At 63.5% G+C, this 23,733-nt stretch carries 22 protein-coding genes and 2 tRNA genes; 10 read left to right on the top strand and 14 right to left on the bottom strand.

What is annotated here, in order from left to right:
• Positions 1-23 precede the first annotated feature (23 nt).
• Positions 24-1,379 (bottom strand): sigma-54 dependent transcriptional regulator, encoded by a 1,356-nt coding sequence (locus AB5Y95_RS21425; RefSeq protein ID WP_195878925.1) that lies wholly within the window; start codon positions 1,377-1,379, stop codon positions 24-26.
• Between the two features lie 248 nt (positions 1,380-1,627).
• Here AB5Y95_RS21425 and AB5Y95_RS21420 point away from each other — a divergent pair, with 248 nt between their 5' ends.
• The 6 genes from AB5Y95_RS21420 to AB5Y95_RS21395 all read left to right on the top strand — a co-directional run bounded on the left by AB5Y95_RS21420 (position 1,628) and on the right by AB5Y95_RS21395 (position 7,443).
• Positions 1,628-2,470 (top strand): substrate-binding domain-containing protein, encoded by an 843-nt coding sequence (locus tag AB5Y95_RS21420; RefSeq protein WP_368162033.1) that lies wholly within the window; start codon positions 1,628-1,630, stop codon positions 2,468-2,470.
• A gap of 67 nt (positions 2,471-2,537) precedes the next feature.
• Positions 2,538-3,239, top strand: a complete 702-nt coding sequence (locus AB5Y95_RS21415) for an ABC transporter permease (RefSeq protein WP_010633284.1) — start codon at positions 2,538-2,540, stop codon at positions 3,237-3,239.
• A 34-nt stretch (positions 3,240-3,273) separates the two neighbouring features.
• On the top strand, positions 3,274-3,969 hold the full coding sequence (locus tag AB5Y95_RS21410; RefSeq protein ID WP_017781957.1) for an energy-coupling factor ABC transporter ATP-binding protein: 696 nt from the start codon (positions 3,274-3,276) through the stop codon (positions 3,967-3,969).
• Positions 3,941-4,579, top strand: a complete 639-nt coding sequence (gene mobA, locus AB5Y95_RS21405) for a molybdenum cofactor guanylyltransferase MobA (RefSeq protein WP_244365519.1) — start codon at positions 3,941-3,943, stop codon at positions 4,577-4,579. Before AB5Y95_RS21410 ends, mobA begins: the two co-directional genes overlap by 29 nt.
• Positions 4,576-6,321 carry a bifunctional molybdopterin-guanine dinucleotide biosynthesis adaptor protein MobB/molybdopterin molybdotransferase MoeA gene (locus AB5Y95_RS21400; RefSeq protein WP_368162029.1) on the top strand — a complete coding sequence of 582 codons (1,746 nt, stop codon included), beginning with the start codon at positions 4,576-4,578 and terminating at the stop codon, positions 6,319-6,321. The genes mobA and AB5Y95_RS21400 overlap by 4 nt, the downstream gene beginning before the upstream one ends.
• Before the next feature lie 63 nt (positions 6,322-6,384).
• The gene (locus tag AB5Y95_RS21395; protein WP_010633280.1) at positions 6,385-7,443 is read left to right on the top strand and encodes an FUSC family protein; all 1,059 of its coding nucleotides are present in this window, start codon (positions 6,385-6,387) and stop codon (positions 7,441-7,443) included.
• A gap of 75 nt (positions 7,444-7,518) precedes the next feature.
• Here the strand turns inward: AB5Y95_RS21395 and AB5Y95_RS21390 are convergent, their stop codons facing one another.
• From AB5Y95_RS21390 to AB5Y95_RS21340, 11 genes are all read right to left on the bottom strand, one after another.
• On the bottom strand, positions 7,519-8,892 hold the full coding sequence (locus tag AB5Y95_RS21390; RefSeq protein ID WP_124250748.1) for an HD-GYP domain-containing protein: 1,374 nt from the start codon (positions 8,890-8,892) through the stop codon (positions 7,519-7,521).
• Positions 8,893-8,979: 87 nt separating this feature from the next.
• Complete coding sequence (locus AB5Y95_RS21385; protein WP_368162027.1) at positions 8,980-9,600, bottom strand: DUF3332 domain-containing protein; 621 nt, start codon at positions 9,598-9,600, stop codon at positions 8,980-8,982.
• Between the two features lie 119 nt (positions 9,601-9,719).
• The gene (locus tag AB5Y95_RS21380; protein ID WP_010633277.1) at positions 9,720-11,015 is read right to left on the bottom strand and encodes a PAS domain-containing methyl-accepting chemotaxis protein; all 1,296 of its coding nucleotides are present in this window, start codon (positions 11,013-11,015) and stop codon (positions 9,720-9,722) included.
• Positions 11,016-11,224: 209 nt separating this feature from the next.
• A complete protein-coding gene (locus AB5Y95_RS21375) occupies positions 11,225-11,686 on the bottom strand; it encodes a GNAT family N-acetyltransferase (protein ID WP_017778430.1) in 462 nt (153 codons plus the stop codon).
• Positions 11,687-11,758: 72 nt separating this feature from the next.
• Positions 11,759-12,202: a DoxX family protein gene (locus AB5Y95_RS21370; RefSeq protein ID WP_017778431.1), complete on the bottom strand. Its 444-nt coding sequence runs from the start codon at positions 12,200-12,202 to the stop codon at positions 11,759-11,761.
• A gap of 5 nt (positions 12,203-12,207) precedes the next feature.
• Positions 12,208-12,963, bottom strand: a complete 756-nt coding sequence (locus AB5Y95_RS21365) for a DNA-binding domain-containing protein (RefSeq protein WP_258119576.1) — start codon at positions 12,961-12,963, stop codon at positions 12,208-12,210.
• Positions 12,956-13,804, bottom strand: coding sequence for a DUF692 domain-containing protein (locus AB5Y95_RS21360; RefSeq protein WP_258119579.1), 849 nt, complete (start codon positions 13,802-13,804; stop codon positions 12,956-12,958). The genes AB5Y95_RS21365 and AB5Y95_RS21360 overlap by 8 nt, the downstream gene beginning before the upstream one ends.
• Before the next feature lie 63 nt (positions 13,805-13,867).
• The gene (locus AB5Y95_RS21355) at positions 13,868-14,131 is read right to left on the bottom strand and encodes a DUF2282 domain-containing protein (RefSeq protein WP_005303242.1); all 264 of its coding nucleotides are present in this window, start codon (positions 14,129-14,131) and stop codon (positions 13,868-13,870) included.
• A 353-nt stretch (positions 14,132-14,484) separates the two neighbouring features.
• Complete coding sequence (locus tag AB5Y95_RS21350) at positions 14,485-15,300, bottom strand: helix-turn-helix domain-containing protein (RefSeq protein WP_258120413.1); 816 nt, start codon at positions 15,298-15,300, stop codon at positions 14,485-14,487.
• A gap of 18 nt (positions 15,301-15,318) precedes the next feature.
• Positions 15,319-15,651 carry a DUF6506 family protein gene (locus AB5Y95_RS21345; protein WP_010633271.1) on the bottom strand — a complete coding sequence of 111 codons (333 nt, stop codon included), beginning with the start codon at positions 15,649-15,651 and terminating at the stop codon, positions 15,319-15,321.
• Between the two features lie 219 nt (positions 15,652-15,870).
• Entirely contained in the window at positions 15,871-16,071 is a 201-nt protein-coding gene (locus AB5Y95_RS21340; RefSeq protein ID WP_005303249.1) for a YbfA family protein, read from the bottom strand.
• Between the two features lie 214 nt (positions 16,072-16,285).
• Here AB5Y95_RS21340 and AB5Y95_RS21335 point away from each other — a divergent pair, with 214 nt between their 5' ends.
• A complete protein-coding gene (locus AB5Y95_RS21335; protein WP_124250740.1) occupies positions 16,286-16,579 on the top strand; it encodes a hypothetical protein in 294 nt (97 codons plus the stop codon).
• Between the two features lie 56 nt (positions 16,580-16,635).
• Here the strand turns inward: AB5Y95_RS21335 and AB5Y95_RS21330 are convergent.
• Positions 16,636-16,709, bottom strand: a tRNA-Cys gene (locus AB5Y95_RS21330).
• Between the two features lie 55 nt (positions 16,710-16,764).
• Positions 16,765-16,840: transfer RNA gene (locus AB5Y95_RS21325), tRNA-Gly, on the bottom strand.
• A 249-nt stretch (positions 16,841-17,089) separates the two neighbouring features.
• Here AB5Y95_RS21325 and AB5Y95_RS21320 point away from each other — a divergent pair.
• From AB5Y95_RS21320 to AB5Y95_RS21310, 3 genes are all read left to right on the top strand, one after another.
• Positions 17,090-20,527, top strand: a complete 3,438-nt coding sequence (locus tag AB5Y95_RS21320; protein WP_162518752.1) for an ATP-binding protein — start codon at positions 17,090-17,092, stop codon at positions 20,525-20,527.
• Positions 20,528-20,943: 416 nt separating this feature from the next.
• Positions 20,944-22,629, top strand: a complete 1,686-nt coding sequence (locus tag AB5Y95_RS21315) for an ABC transporter substrate-binding protein (protein ID WP_368162024.1) — start codon at positions 20,944-20,946, stop codon at positions 22,627-22,629.
• A 119-nt stretch (positions 22,630-22,748) separates the two neighbouring features.
• Complete coding sequence (locus tag AB5Y95_RS21310; RefSeq protein ID WP_005303257.1) at positions 22,749-23,732, top strand: ABC transporter permease; 984 nt, start codon at positions 22,749-22,751, stop codon at positions 23,730-23,732.
• Position 23,733 lies beyond the last annotated feature (1 nt).

The raw sequence follows: 23,733 nt of genomic DNA, 5'->3' as shown, positions 1-23,733 counted from the left end.
CCGGCGGCAAGGGGCGAGCCGGCTCATTCGATGGCCCACTCCTTGAACTTGCGCTCCAGGGTCTTGCGCGCCACCCCGAGCACCCGGGAGGCGGCCGACTTGTTGCCGTCAAAGCTCGCCACCACCTGCAGGATGTGGGCCTTCTCCACCTCGGCCAGCGCCCACTCTAGCGGATAGCCCTCCTCCCCCCGTCCCGACTCGGCCGGCTTGGCGCTCTGCCAGTATTCGGCGGGCGGCTTGCCCAGCAGCAGGCAGCGCTCGATCAGGTTACGCAGCTCGCGCACGTTGCCAGGCCAGGGGTAGGCCTGCATGGCAACTACGTCTTCATGGGTCCAGTGCAGGGCGCCCATGCCCATCTCGGCGGTGAGCTGGCGGGTGAAGTGGTGCACCAGGGCGGGGATGTCGTCGATGCGCTCGCGCAGGGGGGCTACCGGCAGCGCCACCACGTTGAGGCGATAGAAGAGGTCTTCACGAAACCGGCCCGCCTCCACCTCCGCCTTCAGGTTGCGGTTGGTGGCGGCGACGATGCGCACATCCACCGAAAGCTCGCGCTCGGCCCCCACCGGACGGATGGCCTTCTGCTCCAGCGCCCGCAGCAGGGAGGCCTGCATGGCGAGCGGCATCTCACCGATCTCGTCCAGAAACAGGGTGCCCTGATGGGCGACCCGGAACAGGCCGTCGCGCCCCTTGCGGGCGCCGGTAAAGGCCCCCTGCACGTGGCCGAACAGCTCGCTCTCCAAAAGCTCGGGCGCGATGGAGGCGCAGTTGAGCGGCACGAAGGCCCCCATCCGGCCGGAGAGCTGGTGCAGGGCGCGGGCCACCAGCTCCTTGCCGGTGCCGGACTCCCCTTCCACCAGTACGGCGGCGTTGGAGGGGGCGACCCGGGCGATCAGCGTCTTGAGCTCGCGAGTCCTGGCGCTGTCGCCGATCAGGGTGGGCGGGAACAGCTTGCTCACCTCCCGGCGCAGCAGCAGGTTCTCCCGCTCCATCTGGCGGCGCTCGATGACCCTGTCCACCGCCTGCACCATCTGATCCAGGTTGAAGGGTTTGAGAATGAAGTCGCTGGCGCCGAGCCGCAGCGCCTTGAGGGCGGTATCCATGTCGCCGAAACCGGTCATGAAGATGATGTCGCTGCGCCGGGTGGCGGGATCGATGGCCTCGTGCCACTCGATGCCGGAGCGCCCCGGCAGGCGGATGTCGGCGATGATGAGATCGAAATGCAGGCGACAGCGCAGGGCTTCGGCCTCCTCCACGCTGGCGGCCGTCTCTATCTGGGCGAAGCGGCGGGCCAGCGCCTTGGCGAGGAAGCTGCGCATGCCGGGTTCGTCGTCGACGATGAGCAAAGAGAGGGCGGACCAGCGGCTGGCGGGTGCAGTCATGAAAAAAGTACCTCAGATTCGACAAGGTTCCGGGATTGTTCCACCGACCTTATAAACTGTGGGACATTTTGTCGCTAACCGGCCCCAAGTGCCAACTCCGTTTATTAAAAGCGACGCCGCCATCACGCAATTAGGGCGCTTAACCAACTGTTTTCACATTAAAAACCGTGCCGAACAAGGCATGTGGCCAGCTTGGCACCCTGCTTGCTTAGTCCTGCCCTCTCTCCATCACCGGGTACCCTGATATCATGATCACAGCCACAGTGCGCAAACGCCTCGCCCTTGCCCTCTCCCCCGCCCTGCTGCTGAGCCTGCCGCTCTGGAGCGCTGCCAGCCATGCCGAGACCAGGGCCCCCATCCGCCTCGCCACCACCACCAGCACCGAACAGTCCGGCCTGCTGGGCTGGCTGCTGCCCCAGTTCACCAAGGAGACCGGCTACCCGGTGCAGGTGATGGCGGCCGGCACCGGCCAAAGCCTGAAGATGGGCGAGAACGGCGACGCGGATCTGGTGATGACCCACGCCCCTTCTGCCGAGAAGGCCTTCGTCGAGGCGGGCTTTGGCATCGAGCCGGAGCACCTGATGTACAACGACTTCGTCATCGTCGGCCCGGCGAAAGATCCGGCCGGTCTTGGCAAGCTGCACGACGCCGCCAAGGCGCTGGAGGCCATCAAGGAGAAGGGGCAGACCTTTATCTCCCGCGGGGACGAGTCCGGCACCCACATCAAGGAGAAGACCCTGTGGCAGGCGGCCGACGTCAAGCCCGAGTTCGCCGGCTACAAGTCCATCGGCCAGGGCATGGGGCCGACCCTGACCATGGCTTCGGAGCTGGGGGCCTACACCCTGACCGACCGCGGCACCTGGCTCGCCTACCAGAGCAAGCTGGATCTCGCCGTGCAGCTGGAGGGGGACAAGCGGTTGTTCAACCCCTATCAGGTGATCCTGGTAAACCCCAAGCGCTACCCGGATCTCAACACCGAAGGGGCCCGTACCCTGAAAAACTGGCTGGTCTCCAAACACGGTCAGCAGCTTATCGGTGACTTCAAGGTGGCCGGCCAGCCGCTGTTCGTGGCCGACGCCAAGCCGCAGTGATGCCAAGGCCGACCCTGCTCGACCAGCCCCTGGCGCCCCTCGCCACCTTGAGTGACGGAGGCGCCCGATGCCGACCCTGATCGAAACCACACTGGCGGCCCTTTCGCTGCTGTTCAGTGGTGACGCCGAGCTGTGGCAGGTGGTGGGGGTCTCCTTCTCGGTGTCGGGCCTCGCGCTCGGGCTGGTGCTGCTGCCGGCCCTGCTGCTCGGCTTCGCGCTGGCCTATCTGCCCATTCCGGCGCGCTGGCTCTGGCTCTCCTGCATCAATACCCTGCAGTCGGTGCCGACCGTGGTGATTGGCCTCTTGCTCTACATGCTGCTGTCGCGGGCCGGCCCCTTCGGCGACTGGAAGATGCTGTTCACCCAGCAGGCCATGGTGGTGGGGCAGATGCTGATCGCCTTTCCGGTGATCGCCACCATGGCTCACGCGGCGTTCGTGCAGAGCGACCGGCGTGCCTGGGAGACCGCCCGCACCCTGGGGCTCTCCTGGCCCAGGGCGCTGCTCGGGCTGATGCGCGAGTGCCGCTTCGGCCTGCTGGCGGCGGTGATCGGCGCCTTCAGCCGCATCGTCACCGAGGTGGGCTGCTCCATGATGGTGGGGGGCAACATTTTGCATTTCACCCGCAACATCCCCACCGCCATCGCGCTGGAGACCCAGAAAGGGGCCTTCACCCAGGGGGTGGCGCTCGGCATCGTGCTGCTGGCCCTGGCCCTGCTGCTCAACCTGTTGCTGACCGCGTGCCGTGGCCACAGCTATCTGAAGAACTGACCATGCCCCCACCGTCCATCCACTGGAGTACGCCATGGCCCTGACCGCCCACCAGCTGATGATGCGCTTTGGCGAGCGCGACCTGTTTCAGATTGAGCAGCTCTCCATCGCGGCCGGCGACGCCGTCTGGCTGCGCGGCGCCAACGGGGTGGGCAAGACCACCTTGCTCAAGATCCTGGCCGGCCTGCTCACCCCGACCCGGGGCCACACCAACCTCCCCTCTGGCTGGCGCGGCAAGCTCGGCCAGTGGCTCAAGCGCGATCCGGGGCCGGGCCGGGTCACCTACCTGCACCAGACCCCCTACCTGTTTGATCGCAGCGTGCACGACAACGTGGCCTGGGCCCTCGGCCATCGCGCCGCCGACGAGGTGCGGGTGTTCGAGGCGCTGCGCCGGGTCGAACTGGAGAGCCTGGCACGGGAGCACATCAGCATTTTGTCTGGCGGCGAGCGCCAGCGGCTGGCCATGGCCCGCGCCTGGGCGCTGCAGCCCGCGTTTCTGCTGATGGACGAGCCCACCGCCAATCTGGATGCACATTCGGTTGCCCTGATGGCCGCCATGGCGCAAGATCTGCGGGAACAGGGCAGCGGCCTGGTCATCATCAGCCACCAGAGCAACGATCTGACCGACCTGTGCGAGCGGCAATGGACCCTCGCCCGGGGCCGGCTGCACGAACCCACTCCTTTGAAAATCATCGAGCGACATGACCTCACACAGCGAACCTCGTACTGACCGCTTTCCCGTCTCCGCCGTGGTGCTGGCCGGCGGCCGCGCCACCCGCATGGGGGGTGCCGACAAGGGCTGGGTCGAGTTGGCGGGCCGCCCGCTCATCGACCACGTGCTTGACCGACTGAGACCCCAGGTGGACGAGATCCTGATCAACGCCAACCGCAGCCAGGCCCGCTACCAGGCGCTGGCCCCGGTCATCGGCGACGACAACCCCGACTATCTCGGCCCGCTGGCGGGCATGCAGGCGGGCCTTGGTGCCGCCCGCCACGACTGGGTGCTGTTCGTGCCCTGCGACGGCCCCGCCCTGCCCCGCGATCTGATGGCGCGCTTTCGCGCCGCCCTCACCCCGCAGACCGAGCTGGTGGTGGCCCATGACGGCGACTGGCTGCAACCCGTGGTGGCTCTGCTGCACAAGTCCCTGCTCCCCTCCCTCTGCGCCGCGCTGGCCGGGGGGGAGCGCAAAATCGATATCTGGTTTGCCCGCCACAATATGGCGGTGGTGAGCTTTGCCGACCAACCGGATGCCTTCATCAATCTCAACAGCCCGGACGAGCTGGCCGCCTACGAGGCGCGCCTGCCAGACGCCGCGACCGGACAAGGAGCCACCTCATGATCCCGGCCCCCACCCTGCCCCTGCTCGGCTTTGCCGCCTGGAGCGGCACCGGCAAGACCACCCTGCTCGAGCAGCTCATCCCCCTGCTGGTGAGCCGCGGTCTGCGCCTCGGGGTGCTCAAGCACGCCCACCACGACTTTGACATCGACCAGCCGGGCAAAGACAGCCACCGCCTGCGCCAGGCCGGCGCCAGCCAGATGATGGTGGCCTCCCGCCGCCGTCACGCCCGCATCATCGAGACCGATCTGGGTGAGGCCGATTTTCGCGAGCTGCTGGCCAGCTTCGATCAGCGCAGCCTCGACCTGCTGCTGGTGGAGGGGTTCAAGCATGAGCACTTCCCGAAAATCGAGCTGCACCGCGCCGCCATCGGCAAGCCGCTGCTGTTCCCTGACGATGGTGACATCATCGCCCTGGCCAGCGATCAGCCCGTAGAGACCACCCTGCCCCGGCTCGACATCAATGATCTGGAGGCCATTGCCGACTTCGTCTGCCACTGGCTCAAGGAGAGCCAGACGCGGGAGCAGGAGGCTGGCAACGGCTTTCTGTCGGTCGAGGGGGCGCGCCAGGCCATTCTTGACGCACTCGTCCCCTCTACCCGCAGCATCGACCTGCCGCTCGCCCGCTGCCACGGCGCCGTGCTGGCGGGGGATCTCGTCAGCCCCATCAATGTGCCGCCCCATGCCAACTCGGCGATGGACGGCATTGGCCTGCGCAGCGACGATCTCGCCGCCGGCCGCTGGCAACTGGTAGGGGAAGTGCTGGCGGGCCAGCCGCGCAGCGAGCCGGTACTGGCCGGACAGGCGGTGCAGATCATGACCGGCGCCCCGCTGCCCCCCGGTGTCGATACCGTGGTGATGCGCGAAGAGACCCGGCTTGACGGTGAATGGGTCAGCGTCAGCGCCCCTGTCAAGGCGGGGCAGAACGTGCGTCAGGCTGGCGAAGATCTCGCCAAAGGTGCGGTCGCCATCCCGGCCGGCACCCGCCTCGGTGCCCCTCAGCTCGGGTTGGCGGCTTCTCTGGGGCAGGCAACCCTGACGGTACGCGCGCCGCTCAAGGTGGCGCTGTTCAGCACCGGCGACGAGGTGCAGGCACCGGGCGAGACGCTCGCCCCCGGCCACATCTTCGACAGCAACCGCTTCACCCTGATGGCGCTCATCGCCGGGGCCGGCTGCGAGGTGATGGACCTTGGCATCATCCCCGATGATCCCGCCATCCTGCGCTGGCAACTGGCACAGGCCGCGGCCGATGCCGACCTGGTGCTGAGCTCGGGTGGGGTGTCGGTGGGCAATGCCGACTTCATCAAGCAGGTGCTGGCCGAGCTTGGCCAGATCGCCTTCTGGCGCATCCAGATGCGGCCGGGTCGCCCGCTCGCCTTCGGCCAGCTGGGGCAGACTCCCTTCTTCGGCCTGCCCGGCAACCCGGTGGCCGCCATGATCTGCTTCCTGCAGTTCGTCGAGCCCGCCATCGCCCGCCTGCAGGGCCGGGTGTGGCAGCCGCTGCGCCTCTCAGCCCTGGCCGAGCAGCAGATGAAGAGCCGACCCGGGCGCACCGAGTTCCTGCGCGGCATCTTCCATCAGGACGCCAGCGGCGTGCTGCGGGTACGCACCACAGGGCCGCAGGGCTCCGGCATCCTCAGCTCCATGAGTGATGCCAACTGCCTGATTGAAATCGTCCCCGCCCAGCCGGCCATCGCGGTCGGCGAGCGGGTCTGGATCCACCCACTCCAGGGACGAGTGGCCTGATACCGGTCTCCACCCCGCCGGGCGTGGCGGGGTGGCTGCCCCCATGAATCCGAGGCTTGTCCCTTGCGCCTGAATGCCCCCCTCTCCCGACTCGATCTGCTGATCTACGGTCACTACCGCATCGTCCACGGCCTGCGCATCGCGCTCGCCTTCATGCTCACCTTTCTGCTGACCCGCGAGCTGAAACTGCCGGAAAGCACCTGGCCCCTCATCACCCTGGTGGTGGTGATGGGCCCCATCTCGTTCTGGGGCAATGTGCTGTCGCGCGCCCTGCAGCGGGTGGTCGGCACCATCTTCGGCGCCAGCTGTGGGGTGGTGGCGCTCTATCTCGAGCTCTACTCCCTGCCGCTGATGCTGCTGTGGTGCGGCTGCATCATGTTCCTGTGCGGCTATCTGGCGCTCGGCAAGCGTCCCTACGTGGGGCTGCTCATCGGCATCACCCTCGGCGTCACCATGGGGGCCATGCCCGGCGACATCGAGACCGCCCTGTGGCGCAGTGCCGACGTGATCCTGGGCTCATTGCTGGCGCTGCTGTTTTGCAGCATCTATCCCCAGCGCGCCTACAGCCACTGGCGGCTGCAGATGCACGACACCCTGCAGCAGGCCCAGCGGCTCTATCACACCCACCTCTCCCCCAACGTGCTGGAGCGACCGCGGCTCGCCCACAGCCACGCCAGACTGCTCTCCAAGATGGTGAGCCTGCGCCCCCTACTGACCCCGGCGGTCAAGGAGACCCGCCTTGGCAGCGCCCTGTTCGAGGCGATCCAGACCACCATGCGCAACACCCTCTGCACCCTGGAGATGCTGGCCAACACCTACTGGCGCGATCGCCAGAGCCACTTTCTGATGCAGAGCACCCCGGAACTGCGCGCCTGCCAGCAGGCGACCGAGGCGCTGATGAGCGAGCTGGCGCTGATGCTCAAAAGCGGCGAGCTGCAGGGCTCGGAGCTGGCCATCAGCCGCCTGCAGGAGGCGGCCGGCAGGGTGCGGATCGACGCCGGCGGCGAGGCTGCCATCAGCGGCTATCTGTGGCTCAACCTGCAGCTCACCGAGCAGCTCACCCACCTGCGCCGGCTGCTGGGCCTGGTGATGCACCCGCCCCGCAGCCAGAGCCGCCCATAGCAAAACGCCCCGCAAAGCGGGGCGTTGTCGTCTCAGGCCAATGACAAATGACTGAAGCCCGATATGGCGCAAATATTAACTGGCGTTTGCCAGCGGTTGCTCGAGCGGGAGATAGAGGGAAAAATCCTGGATCCCCGCCTGCAGAGCGGCAAAGCAATCCGGATCAATGGCCGTCCCCAGATTCTCGGCCATCATCTCCAGCGCCTGGGGCACCGGAATGGCTCCACGATAGGGCCGTTTGGCAGTGATGGCATCAAAAATGTCGGCCGTGGTGATGATGCGGGTTTCCAAGGCTATCTCGTCCCCTTTCAATCCTTTAGGGTAACCCTTGCCATCGAGGCGCTCATGGTGGGCACCCGCCACTTGCGCCAGCTCTTCAAACGCACCTATGCGACTCAGGATCTCCTCGGTATAGGCGGCGTGCATCTGCACAGCGGCCCACTCCTGCGCATCAAGTTTGCCCGGTTTGTCGAGAATGGCATTGCTCACCCCCAGCTTACCCACGTCATGGAGCAGAGCACCGCGCTTGAGCCAGCGTCGTCGCTGCTCGGACAACCCCATCTGAGTGGCAAGAATGTCTGTATAGAGTGCCACTCGGCCGCTATGACCGGCGGTATAGGGACTTTTGGAGTCCACCACCTGGCCGAATGCCGCGGCGATCTCGTCCAGATAATCTTCATCAAGAGCGACCTCACTCTGCCCGGCCGGGTGGACGAACACCCACTCAGTCAGCTTGGGATCCGCCAGCCCTTGCCAGAAATCACCATCCGCCAAGGCTTCAAATTCGCTAACCAATTGAGGGTCAAACCAGCTGCCGCTGCGCTCGCGCAGCTCTTTGAGCACCGCATCAGGGCCTGCGGCGGCGTGAAACACATCCACCACTTGGCAGAGCAGCGCTATGCGAGAGAAGAGCGGAATCGCGTCACCGACCAGTTGCAACGGCCGACCTTTGCCGTTCCAGTGTTCGTCCAGAGAGAGGATACCGGTGGCGACCTCTTCACTGAAACGCAGTTGACGAGCGATGTCCGCCCCCCGATGGCAACGGGTCTGGATCAGTTCGTTGGCTATCTGATCGCCGTTGCGAAAGATGTGAAACAGGCTGCGAAAACGCCCAAGCAGATCCGCCTGCAGACCGGTGTGGCCCAGCACGAAGTTGACCACCTCGGAGAGAGAGCCATCCACCAGCTTGAAGTCGCGTTTGAAGTGAAGATCGTCGGTGAGATAGAGTTCGCAGATACGGGCCGCATTGCTGCTGCACCCCAGATCCTTGAGCAGCAGCATGTAATAGAGGTCATGACGCAGTCGAGCATCCAGCGCCAACCGTTCGGCCAGACGGGAACCTATCCAGCAACAGCGAATACAGTGCCCTCTTGGTTGACCCTCAGTCATGTCGAGCGCATGACTGAGGGAACCAATCAACTCTGCCAACCGCAATCCATTCACCGTCATAGCCTGTATCCCTGGTCATCTTGGCGATCTTGCCTGCTGACTAGGTATACCTTATCCAGAGAGGAATAGATCTGGATTCAGATGAATTTATACCTCGGCGCTACCGGTCCGTGCTTTTTCCTCCAGCTGGGCCGGCGTCAGGGTCGACACCAGCCGGCCGTCGAAGTAGATATCCAGCAGCTCGCCGCGCTTCTCGCCGCGCATCAGGCTGCTGCGCCCGTCCAGGTAGTGCACCTCCATCTGGGCGGTGCGCTCGTCCGGGTAGCTCACCTCCACCTCGCGTACCCCTTGCGGCAGCAGGGCCAGCGGCACCTTGTTGAGGGAGGGATCCAGATGCTGGTTGACCTTGATCAGGGCGTCCAGCTTCTGATCCACCAGCGCCGGCGACTTGCCGGTGATGGGGTTTTTGCCCGACCAGAATTCGATGGTGTTGAACACGAAGAGATCCGCGGTGGCCGCCAGACCGTAGACCGGCGAGAGCAGGATGAAGACCCCGGCCCGGCCGTAACGGTTGTCCACCACGCTGAGGTTGCCCTTGGTCACCATGGAGGAGAGCCCCATCTGCCCCATGCAGCCGCTCAGTCCCACGCTTGCCACCACACCTGCCAGCAGCGCCAGCGCCCTGCCCTCTCTTCTCGTTGCCATCGTCTTTATCTGCTCCAGAAATAATGAGGCGGCAAGCCTAAACAGGCTGCTGCCGACGGGCAATTCACAAGCAGGGAGCGATACAGCAGGGGTTCAGATTGGGATTTCGACTACTCACATTGTGTGCAGGTCGTTGAAATAGTGGTCAAGGCGGCCCGCATGAAGACTGGGCCGCCAGCTGACTAGATGGAGAGGCTGGAGACGGTAGCCGAGACGTTGTTGGCCTCCTGCCGGATCTCCACCATCACCTCGTTGACCTTGTCGATCTGCTGCTTGCCGAGCTCGGCGCTACCGGCCACCCTGGCCATGTCGTCGGTCACTCTGGCGGTCAGCTCGCGGTTCTTCTGCACCACCTTGGCTATCTCGTCGGTGGAGAGCGACGTGCGGGCCGCCAACTGGCGCACCTCGTCGGCTACCACTGCGAAACCGCGCCCCTGATCGCCGGCGCGGGCCGCCTCGATGGCCGCATTGAGGGCCAGCAGATTGGTCTGATCGGCGATGCTACTGATAGTGGAGACGATGGCCTCTATGCTTCTGGACTGCTCGTTGAGCTGGTTGATGAGCAGGATGGTTTTGTCCACCTGCTCGCTGATGAGCGACGAGGTCTCCACCACGGAGCGCAGCAACTCTGCCCCCTGTTCGGCACAGCGCAGGGTCTCCTGCGCTGTGGCGTGAGCCACCTGGGTGGCATCGCGCACCGCATGGCTCTTGGTGACACGATCAGTAATGTCGCTGGCAAACTTGATGACCCGGCTCACCTTGCCGCTCTCGTCGCGAATGGGGTTGTAGGTGGCCTCCAGCCAGATCGCATCGCCATGGCTGTTGCGCCGCAGGAAGAGCCCGGACTTGAATTGCCCCTGAGCCAGCTCTTCCCAGAAGCGGGGGTTCTCCTCATAGAAGGCGTCATCGCACAGGATCCGGTGATTGCGCCCCTTGAGCTCGTTCAGGGTGTAACCGACGCAACTCAGGAAGTTGGCGTTGGCCGAGAGGATGTCACCGGTCGGGGTGAATTCGATCATGGCAAGCGACCGTTCGAGCGCCTTGGAGACCGCCTCCTGGTTAAGCAGTTGCTGATGCTCCGCTGTGACGTCGCTGGCGATCTTGATCACCTGGGTCACCCTGCCCTGCGACTTTACCGGGAAGTAGCTGGCCTCCAGCCAGACCACCTCGCCCCGCTTGTTGCGGCGCGAGAAGATGCCGGACTTGACCCTTCCCTGCTTGAGCTGGGCCCAGAACTGCTGGTACTCGGCGGAGCGGGCCAGCTCCTGGCTGCAAAACATTCGGTGGTGCTGACCCTGCAGCTCCATGGCGCTGTAACCCATCAGGCTCAAAAATGGCTGGTTGGCCTCCAGGATCTCGCCATCCGGGGTGAAGATGATGGTCGCGATCCCGGCCTTGACCGCTTCCACGAAGCCCTGTGACTCGGCGAGCTGTGCCTGGCAGGCCTGCAGTTGCGCCTTCAGCTTGTTGTTGAACATGGGTGTCATACCTCTGTAATGACCTGACAAGGTGGGAACGGGCACAAGACTCGGCGTCAGGGTGAACCGGCACGATCCTGTTGAGGCTGATCATAGTTGAGCATGGTGACTCGATCAGAATTTGGCCGAGATTTTGCCACAGCAAGGGAGAGGTTCGCAGCGCCCGTATCCCGTTGGCAGGCGTGATACGGGCAGGGCGGCAAGCGGGATCACCCGGGTTGCCACTCCAGATAGGCGGGGTTGCTCACAAATCCCATCCGTTCGTAGAGGGGCCGCCCCTCTTCGCTGGCATGGAGCCAGACCCGGCCCAACTGCTGCCCCCTCGCATAGTCCGCCATCTGGTCCAGCAGGGCACCGGCCAGTCCCTGCCGGCGATGGGCAGGCAGGGTATACATGTTGAGCAGATAGCCCTCCCTCCCCGTCAGATTGCCGGGATAGGGCGGGCGCACGAAGAGCGCCAGGGTTGCGCTCGCCACCACCTCGCCATCCACCTCCGCCACCCAGGAGCGGGCACGCTCCTCGGCCTGCGCCGTGCTGAAATAGGCGGTGGTGGCCTGCCACAGCGGCAGATCGGCCAACGGCTCGCTCAGCTCCCCCACCTCGCAAAACAGCGCCATGCGCAGGGTCACCAGCGCGGGAATGTCTGCCTGTGTTGCCTGCCGGATGATCATCGCCTCTCCTCCTTGTGATGAAATGAACAGGCACCCCGCAGGGTGCCTGATGAGAGTGCCAGTGTGGCGGCTTCATGCCCGTCTGACAAGGCGCCACTGATCCAGGGCCAGCGGCCCCGCCCCCCACACCGCCAGGGTCAGCAACATCCAGCCCCACAACTGGTGATCGTAAAAGCCGCCGGCCCAGAGGGCGGGATAGGAGAGCACCGCCATGATGTTGAAGGCAAACAACAGGGCGGCGACCGGCCGGGTGAAGAGCCCAAGCAGCAGCAGCACCGGCAGCAGCAACTCGGTGGCCGTCCCCAGCCAGGCTGCCCACTGCCAGGGCAGCAGGGGCACCCGATACTCGAACTCGAACAGGTAGAGGGTGCTGTCCCAGGCGCTCAGCTTGAGCCAGCCGGAGCGCAAGAAGACCGCCGCCACCCAGCATCTGGCCAGCAGCAAGAGGGCGCCGCTCAGCCACCAGGGGGCGGCCGGCCCCCGATGCTGCATCAGGGGGAACTTGTGGTTTGTCATCGAATTTACTCCAGCGTTGAGGTCACATCGACCAGCAGGCCCAGGGTGACGAGGCGGGTCAGATACTCTGCAGCCTGCGCATCTTGCGCCAGCAGGGTCGACAGTGCGATGCCCTGGCGGCAGCCATCCAGCAGGCGCCACTCTCCCTCGCTCAGGCGCAGCGGCAATACCCGGCAATCGGGTTGCTTCTTGAGGGCAAGCCAGGCGGGGGCCGCCAGATCGTGCACCGCCTCCCCCTGATGCAGAGCCATCTGCCAGAGGGCATCCACCGGGCGAAGGCTGTCAAACAGAAGCAGATCACAGGCCGGGATCAGCACCAGCGTCTGCCAGGCCGCTGGCGGCAGGGCCGCCACCCGCTCGGCCGGCCAGTGGCGTGCCTCGGGGGCCAACAGACTGGTGCGCTCCAGTGCCCACTCGAAACGGGCAAGCTCCCCCAGCCAGGGCAGTTCGGCGGTGGTGGGCAGCCCTGCAAGCCAGTCGCCAAAGCCGGCGCCGTAGTGCATCACGCTCCCTTCGCAGAGGGGCTCCGCCAGTACGAAGCCGCGCGCCGCGGCGTCGAAAAACGCCTCCCCCACCATGGCCTTGACCGCCGGGTAACTGCCCGCCAGCACCTCGCCAAGGCTCAGGATGAAGTGGTTGCGATAGACCTGCAGCACGGCATCGGCCGGGAAGAGGCGGGAATGGACGTGGGGCAGAATGGCCTCGCTCTGGCCAAGCAGCCCCTCGGCAAACTGCTGCTGCCGGTGGGCCAGCTCAGACATGGGCGGCCTCCGACGCAAGATGGGCGGCCATGGCGGCATCCAGCAGGGTGCTCGCACGCTCGGCCTCAGCCAACAGCACGGGGAGCGGCGGTATCTCGAGATCCCACTCGATCAGGGTGGGGATGGCGCGCTGGCGGCAGATCTCGGCATAGAGGGCCCAGACCGGCTCGCTCACCGGCGCGCTGTGGGTATCGATATAGAGGTGCCCCTGCGGCAGGGACTTGTCAGTAAAACCGGCCAGGTGGATTTCACCCACGGTGGCGATGTCGATGGCAGCCAGATAGTCACGGCACGCAAAGCCGTGGTTGAAGGCACTGACGTAGAGGTTGTTGAGATCGAGCAGGATGCCGCACTCGCTGCGCCGTTGCAGCTCGGCCAGAAACTCCCACTCCGGCATCTCTCCCGCCAGTTGCAGGTAAGAAGAGGGGTTCTCGATCAGCAGCTGGCAACCGAGTACATCCTGCACCTGCATGATCTTGTCGCTCATGGTGAGCAGGGCCTCCCGGGTATAGGGGACCGGCAGCAGATCGTTGAAGTGACGCCCCTCGATGCTGCCCCAGCTGAGGTGCTCCGAGATACGCACCGGCTTGATGGCGCCGGCCAGGGCCGAGAGGCTGGCAAGGTGAGCAAGGTCGAGTCCATCGGCCGACCCCAGGGACATGCCGACCCCGTGCAGGCTGACCGGATAGTGCCGGGCCAGCTCGCTCAATACCTGAAAACCCCGGCTGTGCCGTTCGAAGTAATTCTCGCTGTGCACCTCCAGCCAGCCGACGGCCGGCAGGGTACGCAGCATCTCGTCGTAATGGGGGGTTCGCAATCCAATACCAATCAAGGGGTTCATCGCAAAGACTCGCGGTTGGCCATCAAAAGAGGGCCACGGTGCACAACACCGTGGCACCCAGCCTTACTTGGGTTGCAGCGAACCACCGGCCAGCTTCTCGCACAGCCCCTTGGGCACCACCACGAAGGCGTCGCCCTGGGCATCCATCTTGGCGGTGCCGGCGCAGGAGTTGGTCTTGGTCGCACAGTCGTTCTTGCTCGCCTTCACCACGCCGTAGCACTTCTCCTTCTCGTCGGCAGCCATGGCCGGGGCGGCAATGAACTGGGCGCCGAGGGCCAGCAGACCGGTCATGGCGGAGGCGATGGCAGTGCTCTTTTTAACGTTCATTCTCTGTTCCTTCTGATTGTGTGTGGTGTGCCCGATCATTCGCGACCGGATGCCTTCCATAGAACCGGCGCTGCGACGAAATGATTTCAAAAAAAATGCAAAATCGGCACATCTATAAAAAACACAATTAGTATAATGCTGTTTTAAAAGGAGTTTTTAGAATGTTCTCAGCCACTTGCCATTGACATCAATACAGCGACAGAGACGATGGCATGACGATGAAGAGGAGCACAGGTTCGCCTCCCCTACCATCCCGACGCGGGTCTGCTGGCACATTTTCACCAGCGCGCTGCGGCGAGAGGCGAGCTAGTCGCAAGACAAGATGAATGGAAAGCGCCGAGCGGGCTGAGCCGTCAGAGCGATCCGGCCGGCCGGTTTATCTGCGGGCTGTAGTGATTGAGGCGCTGGTGCTCAGGGGTGAGCAGTTGCCCGGGCGAGCGCCCGGTAAAGAAGTGGCAGCTCTTGATGAAATGGGGCTGATCGCAATAGCCCTGTTCCAGCAGGGCATCGAGCGACGGGGCGCCCGACAGCAGCTGGCGCAGCGCCCTTTGAAAGCGGGCGGTACGCAGAAAATAGCGGGCATCTACCCCGAGATGGCTGCGCAATCGCCGCTGAAAGGTGCGTGCGCTCATCCCCAGTTGCAGCTGCAACTCAATCGCCGGTGTGCCGTAATAGAGCCGCTCTATCGCCCGCACCAGCGCAAGATCCCGCGGCGGACGACTCGCCACCTGCCGGCGCAACCAGGCGCCCAGCGCCCCTGCCCCTTCCTGCATCAACCACTGCGGGTCGGGGCAGACAATCCCCAGCTCATCGAGGGGCAGCACCCGATCGCTCAACTGCTCGAGCGGCACGCCAAACAGATCGAAACAGGCCGAAGAGCGCAGCCGCAGCCCCAGCAGATGAGTCTGGCCATGGGCGGCAAAGCGCAGGCGGGCATGGCGCGGGCAGAGCAACACGACCACCCCCGTGGCCACGGTGACGCTGCGGGGCGCGTCTGCTGACGAGAGGATCGTGATGGTGAGGGGATCCCCCAGATTGAACAGGATCTCGGCCCCGGTGCCGGGGAAGATCTCAGGCATCGGCTGGGGGTGGCCAAGGCGCCACTCCCAACCTTGCGCCAGCCAGGGCGCCAGATCGGGAGTGGGCTGAAATTTACGGCACTGCATCATGATGGGCTGCGATATTGCTCACTGGCTCGGTTCGGAGGCGGACAGGAAGAGGGTATCACCGCTGACATGGTCGAGACAGGGATGGCGATCGAAGCGCACCACGCCTATCTCCATACGCCCTGCAGCCGCCTCCACCATGGCAGCGACCCCCAGGTGACCGAACCCGGCACACAGCTCCACCGCCCGGATCCCCTCCCGATATAGCTCGTCGAGCAGTTCACGGCCTCCCTGGTAGTCGGGCACGGCGATCGTCTTCACATGGACTTTCTCCGTCTTGACCCAGCTGGCGTGGCTGGCGGGATCCGCCCCCGGTGCGACGAAGATGAAGGCGGCCTTGAAAATATCGGACATGTAAAAAGCTCCTCGGATCAATGAGTCGCCACTCTACCCGGGATCCCGCGGGCCGGATTGTACCGCGGCGCCACCCGCCTTCACCGTGCACGACAAAGTCTGGCGCAAAGGGCGCCATACAGACCTCATTTCTCCCTGTTGAATGCAATTTGCGCGGCCAGGGGCCATAAATGCAAAAGAGACAGCCGAAGCTGTCTCTTTTGTCATCAAGCCGGGACCTCAGTAGAAGATCCGCTCGCCGCGCTCGCTCATCTTGAGCCATACCGGTTTGGTGCTGGTTTTGCTCCAGATCCGGTGCAGATAGCTGTAGAAACGGGCCCGGTCGCTGCGAAACAGCATCACGGGGAAGGCCAGCATACCCACCAGCAGCACATAGAGGCGACGAAGAATTATCTGAGTAAGGGAATAGGGATGAAACATGATAGCACTCCTCACTGGTAAGACCACTGAGCAAAGATTACTCCACAATTTGTAGGATTACTACACCAGGAATCCCATTTTTTCGCAAAAAACGCCCTGAAAAGCCACAAAGTGAAATTGGGTTACATCCATTAACTTACAGGCAACAAAAGCTGGCAAAGCGGCCGCGTTTGACCAGATTTAATGAGTTGGCAGTCAACATGGAGTCAAGGCGATGAAACCCGCAGAAATGGCGATCATAGGGATCCTGGGCCTGCTGATCTGGTCAGAATGGCAGGACTGGCAGCTCAACCGGGACGACAGCATCACCCTGGCCTACAAGGGGGCCCCCACCGTCAGCCTGTGGCAGTGCGGTCAGTTGAAACAGAAGATGATGGATGTGACCGAACACTCGGCCGAAGTGCAGTTTCAGTCCCGGGGACAGGACCTGACACAGGTAAACCGCTATCTGGAGCGGGAGTGGCAACAGCAGGGTTGCGAACAGCTGTTGCTGCAGCAGGGATACTGATACGACAAAGCGCCGCACGAAACGGTCGATATCGGAAAATTCAGACAGGGAGAAGATGGAGGCACGTTCCGGAGTCGAACCGGACTAAACGGATTTGCAATCCGCTGCATAACCGCTTTGCTAACGCGCCATGCTGACAAGGCATTGCCTTGAAAGTGATATCCATGATTGGTGCCATGGAAAATTGGAGCGGGAAACGAGACTCGAACTCGCGACCCCGACCTTGGCAAGGTCGTGCTCTACCAACTGAGCTATTCCCGCATTACTGCTTGTGTGCCAGTTGCCTGACAACGAGGCGCATTATACGTACCCCGAGCAGAGGCACAACCCTTTTTTCTCACTTTTAGCCCTTTCTCGTGCTGTTTGCTCAGGGTTTAGACGGCTTGCCCAAAAAAAACGCGCCAGGCTGTGACCCAGCAGGCGAATTCAAGATAAAGTCATTGAAATGATTAGCCTTTAATCAGAGACTTGCGGCGGTTAGTAACCGGATTCTCAATTGAAAATCTCCCGATGAAATGGATCTTCAAGCCTCGTGGACTCAGGCCGCAGCTGATGCTGGCATTTTTTATGCTGGCCATGGTGCCCTTCCTGGTTGTCACCCTGTTTTTCCTCTATAGCCACGGCAAGGATCTCACCACCCAGACCTCCAACCATCTGGTTTCCGTTCGCAACATCAAGAAGAGCCAGCTGGAAGATTACTTCGGCAACCTCAAACAGCAGATCATCAACTTTTCCCAGCAGGATTTTGCCGGCAACAGTATCGGTCGCTTCTACGGCTTCACCGGCGCCTTCGAGAAACTCGGCACCACGCCGCAGGAGGCCCGCGCCCGCGCCCAGGCCCGCTATGTGCCGGGCTCTTGGGATCAGTTGCAAAAGCCTGACAACACCCCCGACATCGAACCCTCCATCAGTGCCCTGATCCTGGCGGACGAGATGTATGGCCGGGTGCATCAGCGCTTTCACCGCGGCTACGCCGACATGGTGCGCAAGTCCAACTACAGCGACATCTTCCTGATCGACCTCAACGGCGACGTGGTCTATTCGGTCACCAAGCGCGCCAACTTCGCCACCAACCTGCTCTCCGGTCCCTACCAATCGAGTGGTCTGGGCCAGACCTTCGCCAAGATCAAGCGGCGCCTCGACGGCGGCCAGAAGCCGCAACAGATCTTCGAGTTCACCGATTTTGGCCGCAACGAGCTGACCGGCCAGGTGGTCGCTTACATGGCCGCCCCCGTGATGCAGTACGACTATGTGCGCGGCGTGGTGATCTTCGAGCTGCTGCCGGACAAGCTCAACCAGATCATGGCGGAGCGGGAGGGGCTTGGTGCAACCGGCGAGACCATCCTCATCGGCCCGGACAAGCGGATGCGCGCCAACGCCTGGCTGGCCCCCGAGTTCAGCGTGGAGAACAGCTTCAGCCCCAACTTCCGGCCACTGCAGACGCCGCTGGTGGTCAAGGCGCTCTCCGGCGAGCAGGGGGTCGGGCTGTTTCGCTCCTACCACGAGGACGAGGTGCTGGCCGCCTACACCCAGGTGAAGGTGTTCGACACCGAGTGGGCCTTCATCGCCGAGATCTCCACCAGCGAGGCCTATCGCCCCATCCGCCAGCTGGAAACCCTGGTGATCCTGCTGGGGGCCGGCTCATTGCTGCTGCTGATCCTCTTCTCCCGCTGGCTCTCCCACTCCATCACGGCGCCGCTGCGCTCTCTCACCGCCGCCGCCGAGCAGGTGGCCGATGGCGCCCTCGATCACCCCATCGCCATCGCCCGCACCGATGACGACATCGACCGGCTCGCCCAGGCGTTTCGCCACATGCAGCGCTCGGTGAAGGACAAGATCGAACTCATCGAGCGCCAGACCCAGGAGCTGCAGCAGCAGGTCAAGCTGACCCACAAGCAGAACCTCAGCCTGCAGCAGGCGGACAAGCTCAAGGATGAACTGCTGGCCAACACCTCCCACGAGCTGCGCACCCCCATCCACGGCATCAAGGGGATGGCCGAGTCGATGCTCGCCAGCCAGCAGGACTTGACCGAAGGGCAGCAGAAACAGCTGGGGCTCATCATCAAGAGTGCCGACGGCCTGGCGCGGCTGGTGGACGATCTGCTCGACTACCACCAGATGCGCTACGGCCAGCTGGAGATCCACCCCCAGCCGGTCTCCTCCAAGGGGGTCATCCGGCTGGTGCTGGATCTCTGCCAGCACCTGGTGCAGGCCAAACCCCTCACCCTGGTGGACAAAACCCCGGCCGAGCTGCCGCCTGTGCTGGCGGACGAGCAGCGGCTCGAACAGGTGCTCTACAACCTGGTGGGCAACGCCATCAAGTACACGCCACAGGGCAAGGTGGTGCTAAGCGCCCTGGTGGAGGGCAACTTCCTGCACATCCGGGTGACCGACACCGGCATCGGCATCGCCAGGGATCACCTGGAGCACATCTTCGAGCCGCTGGTTCAGATGAGCCCGGAGGTGAGCAAGCAGGGGGCCGGCCTCGGCCTCTCCATCACCCGCCAGCTGGTGCACCTGATGGGGGGCGAGCTGTTCGTGGAGAGCGAGCCGAGCGTCGGCTCCACCTTCGCCTTCACCCTGCCGCTCGCCAGCGGCAAGGCCGGCAGTCTGACCCTAGACAGCCGCCAGATAGAGCATCAGCTGGTGCGCCAGCAGCCGCTCGCCCTGCCGGAGTGGGAGAGCGATGACCTCCCCCCACCGCCCGAGGATGCGCCCCTCATCCTGGTGGTGGACGACGAGCCCATCAATTTGCACATACTGCGCCACCTGCTTCAGCCCTGCGGTTATCGCATCCTGCCCAGCAGCGACGGCCATGACGCGCTGGCCAAGCTGGCCCAGGAGCCGGTCGACCTCATCCTGCTGGACGTGATGATGCCCACCCTCTCCGGCTTCGACGTCTGTCGCCGGCTGCGGGAACAGCATCCCAAGGAGAAGCTGCCGGTGCTGCTGCTCACCGCCCTCAACCAGCCCAAGGATATCGAGGAGGGTTTCAACGCCGGCGCCAACGACTATCTGGTGAAACCCTTCTGCAAGGAGGAGCTGTTCGCCCGGGTCAGGGCCCTGCTGGAGGCGAGCGCCGGGCGCGCCTCTCTGGTGGAGAACCGCTTGCTCAAGCAGGAGATAGAGCACCGGCTGGTGCTGCAGGAGCAGTTGCATCAGGATCAGCAGCGGCTGCTGGCCCTGCTCGGCGAAGGGGCCGACCCCATGGTGTTCATCGATGGTCAGGGCACGGTGCTGTTCGCCTCCCGGGTGCTGGCCCGCCTGCTGGGCCAGGAGCCGGAAGCCATGGAGGGACAGCCGCTGGACGACTGGCTGGCCAGCCCGCTGGCCAGCCAGTGGCCCGGGCTGCAGGCCGGCCAGGAGCAGTCGCTGGCGTTTCTGGTGGCGGGCCAGCGGGACGAGCTCAACGCCCGCGCCCTGCCCATCAGTCTGGGGGGGCAGGCCGCCTATGCGCTGGCCCTCAGTACCGAGTCGCGGCCCGACGAAAACCGGGTGATGGCGCTGGAGAATGCCCTCAAGAGCCTGTCGCGCCAGGCCATCATCGAGGATGGCCAGCTGCTGGGCGAGCTGAGCCGGCTGGGCGGGGAGTTCCGCTCGCTCGCCGACGACCTCATCCGCCAGCAGGATGACGAGCCATTGCGCCGCGCCCTGGTGGACACCATGCGGCTTACCCTGGATGCCTGGCAGCAGAGCACCGGCAAGGGCAAGATAGTGCTGGCCGAGAAGAGCAAGCTGTGGCGGGTCTACATGGACCGCTCCAGCCCGCAGACCCGCACCCTCGACAAGTACCTGAGCCTGGATACCCTGCCCAAGGCGCCGCGCTGGAAGACGGTAGTCGCCACTGCCGAATACGTGCTCAGCCACGGCCCGCTCAACGAGGCCCAGCGCCAGCAGCTGCACCACAGCGCCCAGACCCTGCGCCAGCTCGCCACCCGCAAGAGCTAGCGCATCCCCTCCCCGCCCCCATCTCCAATCTGAGCCCTGGCTCACACTTGGCGGGGCGGTTTTTTTTTGTGCAAAATTAAGCCCGTTCACCACGTCAAAGCGAGAGCCGATCCAATTCACACAATTGTCATGAGGGGCAGATTGACGGGGACTTATTACGTCAGAGCAATTAACATAACTCCATGATTTAAATCGAGTTAAAAGCCATTTTGACGAAATTGACGTGATGGCGCCGATTTTTACGATATCGACGATCTGAACAGTTGTTGTTTTCCTGTTAACTCTGCTTTGCTAGGGACGTTGGATGACACAACTACAAGGGTGAAAAACCTGACCAACATTGAGGGCCGACCTCCCCAGCATGCGAAGTCGGTGCTCAAATCCAAACAAGGAATATAAATAAGAAAGGAAATAATATGCTTGCCAAAGTATCCAAAATCTCTACTGCTGTAATGCTGGGCACCATGATGCTTGCCGGCGCTGCCGGCAACGCCATGGCGGCCGACAACAAGACGGTGCTGACCCTGGTCGCACAACAGGAAACCGCGTGGGTCAAGAACTTCAACCCCTTCCTGCAGGCGGGCCTGCTGCACACCACCCGTCACTTCATCTATGAACCCCTGGTGATCTTCAACGATATGCAGGGCGGCAAGCCCGTCTATCGTCTGGCCACCCACTTCGAGTTCAGCAAGGACCTCAAGTCCGTCACCTTCGATCTGCGTGACGGAGTGAAGTGGTCGGACGGTCAGCCCTTTACCGCCGATGACGTCCTCTTCTCCTTCAACCTGGTCAAGGCCAACAAGGCGCTGGACGAGCGCTCAATCTGGACCCAGATCAAGAGCGTCGAGAAGCTGGCTCCCAACAAGATCAAGTTCGACCTGACCGACGTCAACACCAACGTGGTGAACGACCTGGTGCTGGTGCCCATCGTGCCGGAGCATCAGTGGAAATCGGTGAAAGACCCGGTCGCCTTCACCAACGACAAGCCGGTCGGCACCGGTCCCTTCACCGAAGTGGACAACTTCTCCGCCCAGCTCTACACCCAGTGCCGCAACCCGCACTACTGGGACAACGCCAACCTCGCCATCGACTGCCTGCGCATGCCGCAGATGGCCACCAACGACCAGGTATTGGCCGCGGTGATGAAGGGTGACGTGGACTGGTTCGGCTCCTTCGTGCCGGACATCGAGCGCCTCTACGTCGGCAACGATCCGAAGAACAACAAATACTGGTTCCCGGCCTCCGGCACGGTGGCGTTCAACGTCAACTTCCAGGCCAAGAAACCGGGCAACCACGAAGCCTTCAACGACGTCAACTTCCGCCGCGCCTTCTCCATGGCCATGGATCGCCAGTCCATGGTGGACATCGCGGGCTACGGCTACCCGACCGTCAACGAGTACCCGTCAGGTCTGGGCAAGGCGTTCGACTCCTGGAACAACCCGGAAGTGGACAAGAAGTACGGCAAGTACAACAAGTTCGATCTGGAAGGGGCCAAGGCCCTGCTGAAACAGGCCGGCTACAAGGATTGTGACGGCGACAAATTCCTCGACACCCCCACCTGCCAGAAGATCGAGTTCAAGGTGCTGGTACCGAACGGCTGGACCGATTGGGTCAACACCGCCCAGATCGGCGTGGAAGGGTTGCAGGCTCTGGGCCTGAACGCCAAGACCGCCACCCCGGAAGCCACCGTCTGGACAGAAAACCTGATCACCGGTGACTTCGACGTCGCCCTGCAGGGCTACTTTGCCGGTGCCAACCCGCACAAGTACTTCGAGACCGCCTTCCACTCCCGCAACATGGGTGAGCGCGGTAACCGCTTTGCGGCGCCCCGCTACAAGGATCCGGCGCTGGACAAGCTGATCGACGACTTTACCCAGACCGCCGATGCCGCCAAGCAGAAGGAGATCATGTTCGAGATCCAGGATAGGGTCGGTGCCAACCAGACCATCATCCCGGTATTCAACAACCCGACCTGGTACGAATACAGCACCAAGCGTTTCCACGGCTGGTTCAGTGCCGACAACCCGGTCGCCAAGCCGCAGGTTCACCCGGACACCCCGGAGCGTCTGCTGCACGTGTTGTCACTCAAGCCGAACAGCTAATCAATCCCGGCCCCCTGCGGGGGGCCCTCTTCCCCGCCCATCCCCCTTATCTCCCGGCTCTGCCGGGGTTGGGGTAACTATGCCCGGCGCGGGGCGGACCAGCAGTAAAAGGTATCATCATGGGATTCATACTGAGACGCTTTTCCTTCTATCTGGTCGCCTTTCTGGTGGCCGCCACCATCAACTTCCTGCTGCCCAGAGCCATGCCGGGGGACCCCGTCTCCGTCATGTTTGCCCGGGCCGGCGCCATGATGGAACCCGCCGCGCTGGAGGCCCTCAAGGCCACCTTCGGTTTCGTGGACGGCCCCATCGGCACCCAGTTTCTCACCTATGTGAAGAGCGTCTTCACCTGGGATCTCGGCACCTCGGTGCGCTACTACCCCCAACCGGTCGCCGACGTGCTCGGCCGCGCCATCGGCTGGACCCTGTTCCTGGTGGGCACTTCCACCATTCTGAGCTTCTCCATCGGTTCCATCGTCGGCATCTTCGCCGCCTGGCACCGGGGCGGTCGCCTCGACAGCATCCTCTCCCCGCTCACCCTGGTGATGCAGGCCATTCCGCCTGTGGTCATCTCGCTGCTGGCGCTCTTCCTGTTCGGGGTGAGCCTGGAGTGGCTGCCCATCGGCTACGCCTACAGCCCGGAGATCACCCCCGACTGGGGCTGGGAGCACATCAAGAGCATCCTGACCCACGCCATCATGCCGGTGGGCACCCTGGCCATGGTGCAGGTGGGGGGCTTTCTCATCACCATGCGCAACAACATGATCAACCTGCTGGGCGAGGACTACATCACCATGGCCAAGGCCAAGGGGCTCTCCAGCAACCGGGTGATCTTCAACTACGGCGCCCGCAACGCCATCCTGCCGAGTGTCACCGCCCTCTCCATGGCGCTCGGTTTCGTCATCGGCGGATCCCTCATCACCGAGGTGATCTTCAACTATCCCGGCCTGGGCCTGACCCTCTATCAGGGCATTCTGGCCCGCGACTACCCGCTCATTCAGGGGCAGCTGCTCATCATGACCATCACCATGCTCAGCTTCAACTTCCTGGCCGACGTGCTCTACGTCTTCCTGGATCCCCGTCTGCGTACCGGAGGCAAATAAG

It is taken from the genome of Aeromonas sp. R5-3, assembly GCF_040908225.1.
Taxonomy (GTDB): Bacteria; Pseudomonadota; Gammaproteobacteria; order Enterobacterales; family Aeromonadaceae; genus Aeromonas; species Aeromonas dhakensis.
This window is presented reverse-complemented; position numbering and strand designations above follow the sequence as displayed.